This window comes from Paraburkholderia sp. IMGN_8 (genome assembly GCF_038050405.1).
In the GTDB taxonomy this organism is placed as follows: Bacteria; Pseudomonadota; Gammaproteobacteria; order Burkholderiales; family Burkholderiaceae; genus Paraburkholderia.
Genome location: NZ_CP150901.1, coordinates 2,855,266 through 2,869,103, shown reverse-complemented (window position 1 = coordinate 2,869,103; position 13,838 = coordinate 2,855,266). Strand labels below are relative to the sequence as shown.

The following is a 13,838-nucleotide window of genomic DNA, read 5'->3' as shown; positions in this document are numbered from 1 at the left end:
GACGTGCCGCCCATCCACGTCAGGACAATATTTTCATGGCCCATCAACCTCAGATCAAAATTCCGGCTACCTACATGCGTGGCGGCACCAGCAAAGGCGTGTTCTTCCGCCTGCAGGATTTACCCGAAGCCGCCCAGGTGCCGGGCGCGGCGCGCGATGCGCTGCTGATGCGTGTGATCGGCAGCCCGGACCCTTATGGCAAGCAGATCGACGGCATGGGTGGCGCGACGTCGAGCACCAGCAAGACGGTCATCATCGCGAAGAGCAGCCGGCCCGATCACGATGTCGATTACCTGTTCGGTCAGGTCTCCATCGATAAAGCCTTTGTCGACTGGAGCGGCAACTGCGGCAATCTTTCTGCCGCCGTGGGGCCGTTTGCGATCAGTGCCGGGCTGGTGGACGCGAGCCGCATTCCGCAAAACGGTGTGGCTACAGTGCGTATCTGGCAGGCGAATATCGGTAAGACCATCATCGGGCATGTGCCGATTACCGATGGCGCTGTGCAGGAAACGGGTGACTTCGAACTCGACGGTGTGACGTTTCCTGCGGCGGAGGTGCAACTCGAGTTCATGGATCCGGCTGCAGAAGAAGAGGGTGCTGGCGGCGCGATGTTCCCGACCGGCAATCTGGTCGACGATCTGGAAGTGCCGGGCGTCGGCACGCTGAAGGCGACGATGATTAACGCCGGCATTCCGACTATCTTCGTGAACGCGGAAGCGATCGGCTATACGGGTACCGAGTTGCAGGATGCCATCAATAGCGACAACAAAGCCCTCGCGAAGTTTGAGACCATTCGCGCGCATGGCGCGCTGCGCATGGGCCTCATCAAGCATCTCGACGAGATCGCGACGCGGCAGCACACGCCGAAGATCGCCTTCGTCGCCAGGCCAGCCGATTACGTTGCGTCGAGCGGTAAGCGCGTTGCCGCCGGTGACGTCGATCTGCTGGTGCGGGCGATGTCGATGGGCAAGCTGCATCACGCGATGATGGGGACGGCCGCGGTTGCGATCGGCACGGCGGCTGCGATATCTGGGACGCTGGTGAATCTTGCTGCGGGTGGGGGCGAGCGTGATGCGGTGCGGTTTGGGCATCCGTCGGGGACCTTGCGGGTGGGGGCGGAGGCTAGTGAGAATGACGGTGAGTGGACTGTCACTAAGGCCATCATGAGCCGCAGCGCTCGGGTGTTGATGGAAGGGTGGGTGAGAGTGCCCGGGTCTCGATAAGAGACACTCGGACGGCCATCAGAACGCCCCGTCATCGCGGGCCAAAGCCCGTACCCGATTGGGGCCTGCGCTCCCAAATGTGTCCGACCGGTTAGGACTGGTCTGCGCCCGCACGACGGCTGTTCGACGGCGTCTGCGCGTCGTACTTCCGCCAAATTCGGCGCATGTGCCGGGCAGATCCGAAACCTGCACGCTCGGCAACAGCCTCCATGTCAAGCGAAGACTGCGCAATCAACTCGCGCGCAACTGCGACGCGCAGCCGATGGATGTAGTCCAGGGGACTCATACCTGCATATTCGTGGAACAGCCGCGCCAGGTGACGCGCACTGCTGCAAGCGATCTGCGCCATCTGCTCGGCACTCCAGTCGCGCGCGGGATCTACGGCGATCGCATCTTGTACCCGATGCAACGCAGGATGCAGATGGTTGCGGCCGGTGATCCACGGGGACAGTTGCGGATCGGCGCCGCAGCGCCGCATGTAGACCACCATATCGCGCGCCACGGCACATGCTGCGCGTGGTCCCGCGAGCTCGGCGACCAGCTGAAGCATCAGGTCGATTCCCGCTGTGACGCCGGCACTGGTGCTAATGAGACCATCGGACACATAAAGTCGGTTCTCGAGCACTTTCGCGGTAGGTGCAATCGCTTGCAGCGTGCCGCATAGCGCGTGATGGGTCGTGCACTGCCGCCCATTGAGCAATCCTGCGTGCGCCGCAATCAATGCTCCCGAACATACGCAGATTACGCGGTTTCTGATAGGCACCGCTACGCGCGTCAGCCACTCCGTGGCCATAGCGGACGCCGCTTCGAGTTCGCGCCGCGAGATGCCGTCGATGCGCGAACTCACACCGACGACCACGACAATCGCTTTGGGGGGAATCGAGTCGGGTAATGGTCTTATACCATTGAGCGGCAGGCCGATCGACGTATGCACCTGCGCCACCGGGCCGACGTAGCTGAGTTCGAAACGCGTGGCAGACCCGCCGGCCGTCACCGAATCGAGTTGCGATGCGAGTCTCAGCACTTCAGCGGGGCCCGCGAGATCAAGCATGAGTACGTTCGGCAGCAGCACGAACAGTACAGGTATCGAGACGTCTTTCGCGTGCCCCAGGCTGTCGCGGTACCTCGTCGGAAAGGTTGCGGTCAATTGTGATGACTTCCGCGCCGGGTGTATCGGCTTTCAGTCGTTCGGATCATGCGCATCCTCATGCGTTGGCTGCCTCGGGATTCGATATTCAGGTGGCCACGGGGTCGCGCAAAGTCTCGAGTGCTTCGGCGACCGTCGCAATTCGGGCGAAGCGTCCTTCGAGCACGAGTTCGGTGCGCTCCCGAATCTCTTGCGGTGTGTATTTCCGCCCGCTACGCGGATGGGTCATCGTGAAGGTCAGTGTCGCCTCGCTAACGTAGTCGACCTCAAAGCCGCTATCGGACGCGTGGCGTGTAGTGGTTTCACAGCATTGCTCGGTGCGGATTCCGCTGACGATCACCCTGCCGATCCCTCGAGCGATGAGCCAGGCGGCTAGAGGAGTGCCAGCGAGCCCGCTGTGCTGATGCTTATGGAACGTGACGTCCGGCGCGATCGACAGCTGGTCATGGTCTTTTTCCTCTACCCTTCTTTTCCGGTGAATGAAGGCTCCCATGCTAAAGAGCACGCTGCGTCCACGATAGACTGGATGCAGACCAGAGTAGGACCTTTTCGGACATTTTAGCGGCAAGCTTGTCGGCGAGGTCGCTGGCGCATGATAGCCTCGCTTCGCGTCTAACCTCGATTCGGCCGCTCCTGCGAGAAGCCGGTTTGCGACGATCGCGGGCCGAGCCCTTCGCTGCTCCGATTCGCCGGTCTGGAGCCGCTTTCACATTGGACAAGGGATTTTTTGCAATGAAACAGGAAGGTCAGATGCCCCCCGTATCGAAGACCTTTGCGACGCCCCTCGACTTGTACAGGGCAATCTCGCGCGTATGGTCCGCAGACACGTCAAGCCCGACCAACGCCTGGTCGCCATCGAATCCAGCGCAGAATCATTGCAGCGTCACCTCGCTCGTCGTGCACGATTATTTCGGTGGTGAGATTCTCACCACGCGGACTTCGGGCGGCACGCACTTCTACAATCTGATCGACGGACGAAAGTGGGATCTGACAGTGAGCCAGTTCGCCGAACCGGTGCCGTATGACGACACGCCTTCCACCCGGGAAACGGCATTGGCGGATACCTCACAGGAAAAATATGCGCTTCTCGCGTCGAGACTAAAAGGAAACAAATAGATACCGCCAAATGGGCGCAGGATGTAACGCCGTCTGGCATTGTGTCTGGCCGACCGGCGATCATCGCCGCCGGTCGCGTTTGCGGCTTCGAGAAGATCGATTGACGATCTCGGCCACGAGGTCGAACGTCGCTTCATGGCCGAACCCGGTCCGACGTGGACCTCGATCGATCGCTGATCGCAGCAGGGATGTGAAAGGCATAAAGCGACCCAACCCTGACCTTCGACATCCTCGATAGCGGTCATTCGGGACACATACTCATGCGATTTATCGGGCAAGCCGGCATAGGGAATGGTATCGGTGGTCGGCGCGCGTCGCGGCAATGTTGTTCGTTTCACGCCCGAGACTGTCGCCGCATCGCGCTCAACCCAACGACGGGACAATACCTGCGCCGCTGCCGAGTTTGAAGATCGAGACGACTTGTACCAGTTCGTCGGACTGGCTGCGGTGATCATCGAATACTTTTCCTGGGCACAGGTGGTCGTCAGCACGCGTGATTCCTGATCGGACAACCGTTTGGCCCACGTTAGTCATCGGAAACGGGTAGGTGTGGCCGCCGCACGTTACCTCAACTTCTGGGCCCCGAGCGGTCATCCAGATTTCTACAAAGCAGCCCGTCAAATCTGCGATCCAAGGATCGCCTTCGGCGGATAGCTCGCTAGCACGACAGAAGTGGTCACGGGCCCGAATCTGGCGAGCGCGTCGATTGCGGTTTCGAGTTGGGCCATCTCTTCAACCACCATCCGAACGATGAAGCAGTCTTCGCCGGTGATCCGGTGCGCCTCGACGATCTCAGGCATCGCTTCGAAGGCGCTCAGGCAACGCTTTATTTCAGCGTGGGTGGTGCGGATTCGCACGATCGCGCCGATGCCCCGACCGACGAGGCCGGGATTTATCCGCGCCGCGTAGCCCTCGATGACCCCAAGCTCCTCGAGCCTCCTGATGCGGGCGGTGACAGCCGGCTGGGAAAGCCCGATCTGCTTCCCGAGTTCCGTGTTAGTGACGCGTGCACTGCACTGAAGCGCCTCCAGGATCCGCCAGTCGAGCTTGTCCAACGTTACCGGCTTAGCTTTCATTTGTGAGTACCCTCAATTTCCGTCAATTCGTTTGTGTATGACCATCAATCCATTTGATTTGCGATGTTGCCTGAATTCACGAGCTTTTACACTGGATGCTCGTTTACTCATGGAGATCTGGCAGATGGACTACCCCGTTCTTGTTGTTCCTGGCATCGGCAACTCCGGCCCATTGCACTGGCAGAGCGTATGGCAGGCCGCGCATCCGGATTGGCAACGCCTCGCAGTCGAGGATTGGGATTACGTCGTGTGCGATGACTGGGTATCGGCCATAGAACGGCAGCTAGAGCGTGTTAGGCACTTGGTGTGAGACCTGGTATCCTGGCGGGATGAAAAAAGCAGACCGCAAAGGGTACCCGACCGACGTGTCCGACGAAGAATGGAGCTTCGCGGCCGCCTATCTGACGCTGATGGACGTCACGGCGCCGCAGCGCAAATACGAACTGCGCGACATGTTTGACGCGTTACGCTGGATGGCTCGGGCCGGCGCGCCCTGGAGGATGCTGCCCAATGATTTCCCACCTTGGGAACTGGTGTATCAGCAGACTCAACGCTGGTTACAGGCAGGCTGCTTTGAGCACATGGTCTGCGACCTGCGCTCGGTGATACGCGTGGCACAGGGACGGCAGGGCCAGCCCAGCGCCGTGATTCTGGACGGTCGCACGATACAGTCGACCTGCGAGAGTGGTCCACGCGCGGGCTATGACGGTTATAAGCGCAAACGCGGCAGCAAGGTGCACATTGCTGTGGACACCTTGGGACAGTTGCTGGCGGTGCACGTGACACCAGCCAATGAACAGGAGCGCGCACAGGTGGCAGAGCTTGCGCGTCAGGTTCAGCAAGTAACGGGACATACCGTCAAGGTGGCATTTGCGGATCAGGGATACACGGGCAAAGAGCCAGCGCAGGCCGCACGCGACGAAGGCATTGAACTGCAGGTGATCAAACTGGAGGAAGCGAAAAAGGGATTTGTACTGCTGCCCCGGCGGTGGGTGGTCGAGCGCAGCTTTGGCTGGCTCAACCGTTTCCGCCGTCTCGCACGTGATTATGAACGGCTACCCGAAACCCTCGCCGGGCTTCATTTTGTGGTCTTCGCGATGCTTATGCTTGTTCACGCGGTGCCAGTCCTTCAAAGTTCCTAACACGCTCTAGCGGCAAACGGGAGGGAGACTGTCATAGTGGCGCACAGCCTCGGATGTCTGGCCGTGGTCCATTGGGCTGCCCGGTATGCGCGGAAGATTCGTGGCGCGCTGCTTGTGGCCGTGCCGGACCCGGCATCACCGGCATTTCCCCGGGTAGCCGCGAGCGGATTCGCGCCCCTGCCATCGGAGCGGTTGCCGTTTCCCACGACCGTCGTATCCAGCACCAACGATCCGTATGGCAGCGTGGACTACGCACGCGCCTGCGCAGCTGCATGGGGCAGCGAACTCGTCGAAGTTGGCGCACAGGGACATCTCAACGTGGACAGCAACCTGGGCAATTGGCGCGAAGGGTTTCGATTGCTGGAGAAGATGAACAACGGTTGATCCGGTTCTCAACCGCCGGCGTCCCTATTCCAGCATGCGAATTCGGATCGCTCACGAATCGCAGCTGCCGATGGCGGAATAGTTCTTCACTAAGCGGCAATGGAAACACCCACTCAGTTTTTGGATGTCGCCGCTGATTGACGATCTATGCAATGCCGTCGAACGGCAGATATTGGCCGAAACCTGTCCCACGACGACGGGCTTAGCTCACGCCACAAGAGGTCAAGGCAACCTGAAAAAAGTCAATGGCGTGCGCAGCGAGGCGACCTATGTCCTCGCTGGCTCGTGTGTCCGGGGGGGGCGCGCGTAATCAATGGTACGTCGTCATAGACGACTGCAGCTTCGTCAACACGCCGCCTTTGAACCGGAACCAGCCTTGCGAGCTCTGCATCACGACTTCATCGCCTTGCCAGAAGACGCGCTTGACCGTCATGCGCTTACCCGAGCGTTGCACAAGTGGCGGATGGTGGCGAAAGTCGTACAGCACCGGCCCGGAGTCAGTCTGCACGAGCGTCCGCGTGACGCTGTCATTTGCGTTGCCGACCTCATCGAAATGCGTGAGCGTGCTTGCGCTGAAGCGATCGAAAATTTCCTTGTCGAGCATCCCCTCGAAATCGCGGTCGACGCGCACGAATTGCAATTTACCCGCGGGTGTGACGAGCGGGCCGGACGCGTTACTTTGCGCATGAACGCAAGTCACGAAAGAGGTGGCTGCGAGCGCAGCGAGGAATAGTCGTCTCATGGTTCCTTTTAGATTCAGCGGTCCTTGGGAACATTGTCGTCAATTTTGGTCGACACGTCGAAGGCCTTTCACTGGCCGCACCCGGTCCGACATTGACCGGCTCAGGTCGACCCTTCTGAGTCACCCAGATGCTGTCCCTGACCGTCTGTTCTTGGATCGACCCGAGACGATGGTTCCTACACGTGCTTATGAGACCGGCTCTCGGCGGCAATCCTGGATTACAGGCGCAGTCCGTCAATCTCAACTTCCGCTTCGCATTCGACGGGCACGTTTAGAGGGAGCGCGACGCCGACGGCTGACCGGGCATGCATACCGATGTCCGGCCCGAACAGTTCAAGGATCAAATCCGAGAAGCCATTTGCGATCCGTGGCATCTGGTCGAAACCGGGCGCTGCGTTGACCATCGCAAAGACGCGTACCCAGGCCGTAATGCGATCCAGATCCCCGAGCGCCTTCTGAAGACTCGCCAACTGTGCAAGCGCCACAAGGCGTGCTGCTGCGTAGCCTTCGTCTGAAGAAACTTCCGCGCCGACTTTACCTACCGGTTGCGCAATCGTCCCATCGAGGTTGAGTGGCACGTGTCCTGAGACAAAAGCTCGTGTGCCGCTCACGCGCACCCATGCAAATGGCAATGACATATTTACGTTTGCAGGCATCTGTAGCGTCTGCGGCAACGTCAGTCCCATCTCCGCCAGCTTTGCTTCGATTCTTGCCATGGCCGTCTCCTCGGGATCCTGCGAAGAACGTTAGATGCTGGCGGTCGGCTTTTCAAGTCGTGCCGCGCCGATCGCGAAAACCAGGGGGATCGATCCCGACAATAAGGCGGCCCCGAGGAACAAGGCTGCGGGCAATTTCGCTGGTGCAAAGAACGAATCAGTGGGGCTCAGAACCGATCGTCACGGTCCGAAGCTGGTACGCGAGCGGTCGTCCGAGCACAATGAACCACCGGCCGTTGCTGGCCGAAGCCGGTCCGACGCGGACCTCGATCGATCGTTGATCGCAGCAGGGATGCGAAAGGCATAAGGCGATGGTATGGGTTCCGTACGCCGTGGATTGAATTGATATTGGTGTCAGAACCGGAGACACCTCACGAGCATATGGATACGGCGGTAAGGCAGGAAGGGATACCGGACAAGAAATGCAAACACCTTCTGTGCTGACGATAGCTGCCTATACTGCCTGGACATCCTTCGTGTTTGACGACACCGCTACGCGGTCCGTCGCGATGCGACTTGAACAGGCCCGCGAGGCTGCAACGGCAGCAAGATGGTGCTCCGCTCATGCAGGACAAAGCAATGACTGGTTTTGCCAATTCGGAAGAGGCGGCCGTAGGTCTTACCGAAGTAGTGCATTTTCCTCGTCGAGGACATGCTGAAAAAGAATGGGGCAAGTATTCGAAGGGACCGGATTGGCAATCGCATGTCGTTGTCACCGGGAACCTGATTACCGGCCAGAATCCCGCGTCGTCGGAAGCTGCCGCAAAAGCACTTCTGGCGAGGCTGGGCGCGGCCTGACATGACGAACCAGGAGAGATACCATGACAGTCAAGGTTCAAGTGGTGTTCTACAGCATGTATGGACACATCTATCGAATGGCGGAGGCCGTCGTCGCAGGAGCGCGCGAGGTTGCGAACACGGACGTCTCGCTACATCAGGTTGCTGAACTGGTGCCCGACGAGGTACTGGAAAAGAGCGGTGCCAAAGCGGCGCGAGCGGCGTTTGCGCACGTTCCCGTGGCCACCATCGAACAACTGACGCAAGCCGACGCGATCATCTTTGGTACGCCCACCCGCTTCGGCAACATGTGCGCACAGATGCGCAACTTCCTCGATCAGACAGGGGGATTGTGGATGAGCGGTGGCTTGATCGGCAAGGTCGGCAGCGTGTTCACCAGCACCGCGAGCCAGCATGGCGGGCAGGAGACCACGATCACGAGCTTCCATAGCACGCTGCTTCATCAGGGCATGGTAATCGTCGGGGTGCCTTATTCCGAGCAGGGTTTGCTCAACATGGATGAAATTTCGGGCGGAACGCCCTATGGCGCTTCGACCCTTACCAAGGCTGACGGCTCCCGACAGCCATCCGACAACGAACTGGCCATTGCGCGTTTTCAGGGGCGGCACGTGGCCGAAATCGCCGGGAAGCTCGCGGCAAACGACCGGCCCATTATGGCCGACAAGTGAACGACTCGCGCAGAGCGGTCGTAGTGAGACAGCACACCCCTCCATGTCGAGCAAGACTAGAGTGATCGGTGGTGTCATGCTGTCGGCCCCGCGTCAAAAGCTTCCAGACGATAAAGCCGTCCGGCGACGTTCCTCCAGACGGCTGACGCTCCTATTGTGCCTTGACGAGCCGATGATTGGACGTCGTTGCTCAATCCGCGGGCGAGGCAACCACGCGAAGGCTAAAGCCGCAAGCTATTGCCTACTGCCATCGGCCGAAGTCGACCCTGAAGCGACGTCCAGCTTTCGCAATAGCGGTCGTTCACTTTCCGAGCAACGTACACGGAGATGAATGACGGGCTCGACTAGGCTGAAACTACAGGATTCGCCGATCGAGCCGCTTTTGGCCAGCGCACGATTGCAGCAGTATTTCGCGGATTAGATAACCCGTTCCGGTATAGAAAGCGACAGTTAGGGGCGCTCACCTACGGCGAAGGAAGTCCGATGCCGCGCAAGAAGATCGCAAGCCTTTCCTTGATGTGCTCAGTGCGGCGCTCCCGATCCGGTCGTTCCCGCAGCCGTCTACGGGGCAGTAGCGCGCCGAACACAATGTCCATGAGCATGCCCGCGCAAACCAGCGGGTCCTCAATCGTCATCCGGCCGCGCCGAGCTTCCATTTGCAGCCATTCGACGAGCAGTTCGCGTGAACGGATGACCTCGGTCTCGTACAAAAAGTCGGACAACTCGGGAAACAGCACAGATTCCCGAACGATCAGATTGAGGATCGCTTCACGCGCGACTTCGGCTTGCTCACCGATGTCGAGGCGAAAAATCCTGATCAAAGTATCGAGAACCGGCCCGTCCTCGTCCTTGGGACGCGGCAAATCGACGATCAGGTTCTGGTGTTCGCGGATCACCGCCGCGAACAACTCGGTTTTGTTCGCGAATGTCTCATAGATCGAGCGTTTGGATACATTGGCTCTGGCCGCGACAACGGCCGTAGTCGTGCGTGCGAACCCCAGTTCGAGGAACGCTTCAGATGCTCCTTTGATGATGGCGCGCCTGCGATCAGCGTCTGCGACCACTCTCGGCCGTCCTCGCTTCTGAGTGACCGTCGCCGCCGGATCTTTCATTAACTTCTCCTGCCTTAACGCACTAAACATGCACGTGGAATATTTATGGTACTGTGATAGTACCATTTTGGTGGTCACCCGATCGCCTGCAGCGCGTGGTGCATGTCGCACGGATTGTCTTCCCAAAGTCCGCGCAATATGCCGCCACGCTGATCCACTGAGCAAGGAGAATGAGCATGTCGCGAGAAATCGTAACGCATGGCACCGGACCGAGCCCGATCCGGGACGCTCGCGTTCTGGACGTCATCACGCGTATGAACGCGTCGCGCCGTCTCCCGCCACGCGAGGCCTTCGACGGCCCAGTTGGAAAGGACCCTCAAGCATTTGCGGATTACGGTTTCTCCATTCACCCCGATCAGGGCGACCTGATTTATCTGTTGTGCCGTGGCCTCGGGGCGAAACGGGTCGTTGACTTCGCGACTTCGGTAGGGATGTCTGCAATCTATTTCGCGGCGGCCATCCGTGACAACGGCGGTGGACTCGTCATTGGCTCGGAGTTTGTGCCTGCGAAGGTAGAGGTCGCGCGCCGCAATCTGGAAGACGCAGGGCTGGCCGATTACGCCGATATCCGCGTCGGCGATGCCCGGGAAACGCTGCGCAACCTCGGCGACCCCATCGATTTCGCACTCATCGACGGCTGGCCGGTCCCCGAAGGTCCGTCGCTCGCTCGTCAGGTCATCGAAATTGTCGCGCCACAGTTGCGCGTCGGCGGCTATGTGATGAACGACAACGCGGAGCCGGATTTTCTCGACTTCATCCGTGATCCGGCCAACGGCTTCATCTCGATCACGCTACCCATCAAGCGCGGCACGGAACTCGCGCTGAAGATCGCATAAGGGCAGGCATGCAGTCGCGAAGAGAATTTCTGCTTGCGGGGCTTGGAATGGGTGCGGCAGCACTTGTAACGCCAGGCGTCTCCTTTGGCGCTACAGCAAGCGTACCGTCTTTCCAGGCTGGGGCCGGGCAGGCGGATGTCTTATTCCCCACCCGCCTGTTCCCATTGGACGGGTTCACAGCGCAGCATGATCCGCTCGCTACCCGTGTGCTCTTGCTGGACGACGGCAGCAAGCGGGTTGGCATTGCCGTGATAGACATGACCTCGATTTCGGATGGGATGGTCGCCAGCATGAAGGCGATCCTCGCCGACGTCGCGGGCGTTCCGGCCGGGCATGCCATCGTATGCGCGAGCCACACGTTTTCTGCGCCTCACGTCTTTCCGGCGGGACACGTCCCAGCCGGGACAGATATGACGAAGAACGATGCGATCCTGGCCGCTTTTGAAGTAGCGATACGCTCAGCGTCGACACACGCCGTCTCGACGTTACAGCCGGCACGCCTGGGCGTAGGTTCAGGCACGAGTCGTGTGAGTGTCAATCGCGACGTGGCGACGGCGAATGGATGGTGGTTGGGTGCCAACGACGCTGGCTTTTCCGATCCGTTCGTGGGCGTTCTGCGCATCGACGGGATGAACGGAAAACCGCTGGCGATTTTGATGAATATCGCCGTGCAATCTTCGATCATGGACGGCTCGCGAACCGCCGCTGGTGGTCGCATGATTACCGCCGACCTCGCAGGAGCTGCGGCGCGCTATGTCGAGGCGCACTATGGTTCTGGGGCTGTGGCATTGTTCTTGGTCGGCGCAGCGGGCGACCAGGCGCCATATCTTCAGGCCAACCGTCATACCATCAATCCGGATGGCAGCGTCGGACGTGTTGATCTGCATGAGGCGAGCTTCGCGCTGGTTGATCTGCTCGGCGAAAGGCTCGGCTCAGACGTCGTTCGCGTTGCTGACACAGTCACGCCACGACACGCTCACGTGCTGGACGTACTGCGCGAGAACGTGGAAGTCACATCGCAAGCGTTCTCGCCGCGTAATGCGCCAGTCGGCCCCGTTGCGGCCTTCAACTATGAGCGAGGTGCGAAAACGGCCGTTCCCGTTGTGTTGTTGAGGATCGGCAGCATGACGCTGGTCGGTGTTCAGCCGGAGCTCGCCGCAAGCATCGGCGCTCGCATCCGGACCTATTCGCCGTATCCGGACACGCTGGTCGCGACGATGGTCGACGGTGCCGCCAAGTACATGCCCGACGCGCAAAGCTACGACCGCTTCACCTACGAAGCGCGTAGTTCGCCCTTTGCCAGAGGTGCCGCTGAAACCGCAGCCGACGCAATCGTCGACAAACTGAAACAGCTGAAGAACGCTGGGAGTTGAAAGAGAATGAAGATGCAAACGCGCCGCGACTTTCTGCTGATGAGCGCCAGTCTCGGAACACTGTTAGTCGTCAGCGTGCCTGCTTTTGCGCGCAATGCTGATGATGCCCCGCGCGCCAGAAAGGCCACGGCGGTCACGCAGGTGTTTGGCGATGGTATCCGTCTGACCGCAGTCGCTGTGAAATACGATGCGCCAGTCAATGCTGCGAATTTATCCGCGACGAGCTTTAAGGTCGAAGGACGTAACGTCACCGGTGTCTTTCCGAGTACTTCCATCGATCCAGCGAACCGGGCCGCGACTGGGCGGTTCGTGATCATCACACTATCGCCCGACGATGCCAACGCCAACCTCGCAGAGCACTCGCAACCGTCAAATGGCAAGCCTGGGCCAGCAGGCGGTGGTCGCGGGCCGGGGAACGCTGGCGATATCCCGGCCTATGACACGTTCTACAAGCAGGCAAAGGCATCAGTTGTGGTGCGCGGCGCTTCTCCGCTAACGACGACAGAAGTCCGGAACCTGATCGTCGATGATTTTCACCAACTGGAGTTCCACGATCCGAAGACGGGCAAGGTGCTCCGGTACAACCTGTTCGTGCCGAAGCACTATGACGCCAGCAAATCGTATCCCCTGGTGCTATTCATGCACGATGCTGGGGCGACCAGTGATGTGACACGTACGACGCTGTTTCAGGGATTGGGCGCAATTGCGTGGGCAAGTCCGGCGGATCAGGCCGAACGCCCCTGCTTCGTGCTGGCGCCGCAATACGCGGAAATCATCGCCGACGATGATTCCCATACGTCCAGCATGCTGGATACCACGATCGACCTCATCAAGATGCTGGCCGGGAAATACAGCATCGATCGCAAACGCTTGTACACGACAGGGCAGTCGGGCGGCTGCATGATGTCCATTGCGATGGACATCAAGTACCCCGAATTCTTCGCGGCGTCCTTTCTCGTTGCCGGTCAGTGGGATCCAGCGCTGGTGAAGTCGCTTGCTCGGCAAAAACTATGGATTCTGGTCTCGCAGGATGACGACAAGGCGTGGCCGGGAGAAGACGCCATCACCGCCGAGCTGGAGAAGCAGGGCGCGAAAGTGAGTCGCGCCGTGTGGAATGGGACGTGGACGCCAAAGGAATTCGAGGCAGCGTTCGAAAAAATCGACGCTGAAAACAATCCGATCAATTACGTCGCGTTCCAGAAAGGCACCGTCATCCCTGAAGGTCAGTCCGCAGCCGGAGCGAGTGGACACCGGAACACATGGCGCATCGCATACACGATAGAGCCGATCCGCGCCTGGATTTTCAGGCAACGCCGTTGAGTCAGGCAATCCGACTTCACTGCTTGGCGCGAGTCGCCGCTGACACATTTAATTCGCGTCTCTAAACGCCTATCCAGCAAGGCCGGGCGGAGATGCGGGGACGGCCCGCCTGGAGGTGACACGTTTATTGTCGCAAGGTGACAGGTCTAATACGGTCTACGCCAGTCGTGTCAGACAGGGCGTCC

Annotated in this window: 14 protein-coding genes and 2 pseudogenes; 9 read left to right on the top strand and 7 right to left on the bottom strand. The window is 59.7% G+C overall.

Going from position 1 to position 13,838, the window contains the following annotated elements:
- Window positions 1–35: 35 nt before the first annotated feature.
- Entirely contained in the window at window positions 36–1,223 is a 1,188-nt protein-coding gene (prpF, locus tag WN982_RS34110) for a 2-methylaconitate cis-trans isomerase PrpF (protein WP_341316415.1), read from the top strand.
- A 91-nt stretch (window positions 1,224–1,314) separates the two neighbouring features.
- Here prpF and WN982_RS34105 read toward each other — a convergent pair whose 3' ends face one another.
- The 4 genes and pseudogenes from WN982_RS34105 to WN982_RS34090 form a co-directional block, all read right to left on the bottom strand.
- Window positions 1,315–2,370 (bottom strand): helix-turn-helix domain-containing protein, encoded by a 1,056-nt coding sequence (locus WN982_RS34105; RefSeq protein ID WP_341316414.1) that lies wholly within the window; start codon window positions 2,368–2,370, stop codon window positions 1,315–1,317.
- An 88-nt stretch (window positions 2,371–2,458) separates the two neighbouring features.
- Window positions 2,459–2,788: pseudogene (locus WN982_RS34100) on the bottom strand (isochorismatase family protein); the annotation flags it as partial.
- 538 nt (window positions 2,789–3,326) lie between these two features.
- Window positions 3,327–3,977 carry a hypothetical protein gene (locus WN982_RS34095; RefSeq protein WP_341316413.1) on the bottom strand — a complete coding sequence of 217 codons (651 nt, stop codon included), beginning with the start codon at window positions 3,975–3,977 and terminating at the stop codon, window positions 3,327–3,329.
- 126 nt (window positions 3,978–4,103) lie between these two features.
- A complete protein-coding gene (locus tag WN982_RS34090; RefSeq protein ID WP_341316412.1) occupies window positions 4,104–4,562 on the bottom strand; it encodes an Lrp/AsnC family transcriptional regulator in 459 nt (152 codons plus the stop codon).
- Window positions 4,563–4,599: 37 nt separating this feature from the next.
- Between WN982_RS34090 and WN982_RS34085 the strand changes: the two genes are divergently transcribed.
- The 3 genes and pseudogenes from WN982_RS34085 to WN982_RS34075 all read left to right on the top strand — a co-directional run.
- A complete protein-coding gene (locus tag WN982_RS34085) occupies window positions 4,600–4,872 on the top strand; it encodes an alpha/beta hydrolase (protein ID WP_341316411.1) in 273 nt (90 codons plus the stop codon).
- A 19-nt stretch (window positions 4,873–4,891) separates the two neighbouring features.
- On the top strand, window positions 4,892–5,704 hold the full coding sequence (locus WN982_RS34080; protein WP_341312036.1) for an IS5 family transposase: 813 nt from the start codon (window positions 4,892–4,894) through the stop codon (window positions 5,702–5,704).
- Window positions 5,705–5,713: 9 nt separating this feature from the next.
- Window positions 5,714–6,088: pseudogene (locus WN982_RS34075) on the top strand (alpha/beta hydrolase); the annotation flags it as partial.
- 310 nt (window positions 6,089–6,398) lie between these two features.
- On the opposite strand, the gene WN982_RS34070 reads toward WN982_RS34075, so the two are convergent.
- Together WN982_RS34070 and WN982_RS34065 are read right to left on the bottom strand one after the other, a co-directional pair.
- Window positions 6,399–6,830: a hypothetical protein gene (locus WN982_RS34070; RefSeq protein ID WP_341316410.1), complete on the bottom strand. Its 432-nt coding sequence runs from the start codon at window positions 6,828–6,830 to the stop codon at window positions 6,399–6,401.
- Between the two features lie 218 nt (window positions 6,831–7,048).
- Window positions 7,049–7,546, bottom strand: a complete 498-nt coding sequence (locus WN982_RS34065; protein ID WP_341316409.1) for a RidA family protein — start codon at window positions 7,544–7,546, stop codon at window positions 7,049–7,051.
- Between the two features lie 564 nt (window positions 7,547–8,110).
- On the opposite strand from WN982_RS34065, the gene WN982_RS34060 reads away from it, so the two are divergent.
- Window positions 8,111–8,344 carry a hypothetical protein gene (locus tag WN982_RS34060; protein WP_341316408.1) on the top strand — a complete coding sequence of 78 codons (234 nt, stop codon included), beginning with the start codon at window positions 8,111–8,113 and terminating at the stop codon, window positions 8,342–8,344.
- A 23-nt stretch (window positions 8,345–8,367) separates the two neighbouring features.
- Window positions 8,368–9,012, top strand: coding sequence for an NAD(P)H:quinone oxidoreductase (gene wrbA / locus WN982_RS34055; RefSeq protein WP_341316407.1), 645 nt, complete (start codon window positions 8,368–8,370; stop codon window positions 9,010–9,012).
- Window positions 9,013–9,476: 464 nt separating this feature from the next.
- Here the strand turns inward: wrbA and WN982_RS34050 are convergent, their stop codons facing one another.
- On the bottom strand, window positions 9,477–10,202 hold the full coding sequence (locus WN982_RS34050; RefSeq protein ID WP_341316406.1) for a TetR/AcrR family transcriptional regulator: 726 nt from the start codon (window positions 10,200–10,202) through the stop codon (window positions 9,477–9,479).
- 98 nt (window positions 10,203–10,300) lie between these two features.
- Between WN982_RS34050 and WN982_RS34045 the strand changes: the two genes are divergently transcribed.
- The 3 genes from WN982_RS34045 (at window position 10,301) to WN982_RS34035 (ending at window position 13,653) form a co-directional block, all read left to right on the top strand.
- On the top strand, window positions 10,301–10,960 hold the full coding sequence (locus WN982_RS34045; protein WP_341316405.1) for a class I SAM-dependent methyltransferase: 660 nt from the start codon (window positions 10,301–10,303) through the stop codon (window positions 10,958–10,960).
- A 257-nt stretch (window positions 10,961–11,217) separates the two neighbouring features.
- Window positions 11,218–12,333 carry a hypothetical protein gene (locus tag WN982_RS34040; protein WP_341316404.1) on the top strand — a complete coding sequence of 372 codons (1,116 nt, stop codon included), beginning with the start codon at window positions 11,218–11,220 and terminating at the stop codon, window positions 12,331–12,333.
- 6 nt (window positions 12,334–12,339) lie between these two features.
- Window positions 12,340–13,653: a peptidase gene (locus tag WN982_RS34035; protein ID WP_341316403.1), complete on the top strand. Its 1,314-nt coding sequence runs from the start codon at window positions 12,340–12,342 to the stop codon at window positions 13,651–13,653.
- Window positions 13,654–13,838: the final 185 nt, after the last annotated feature.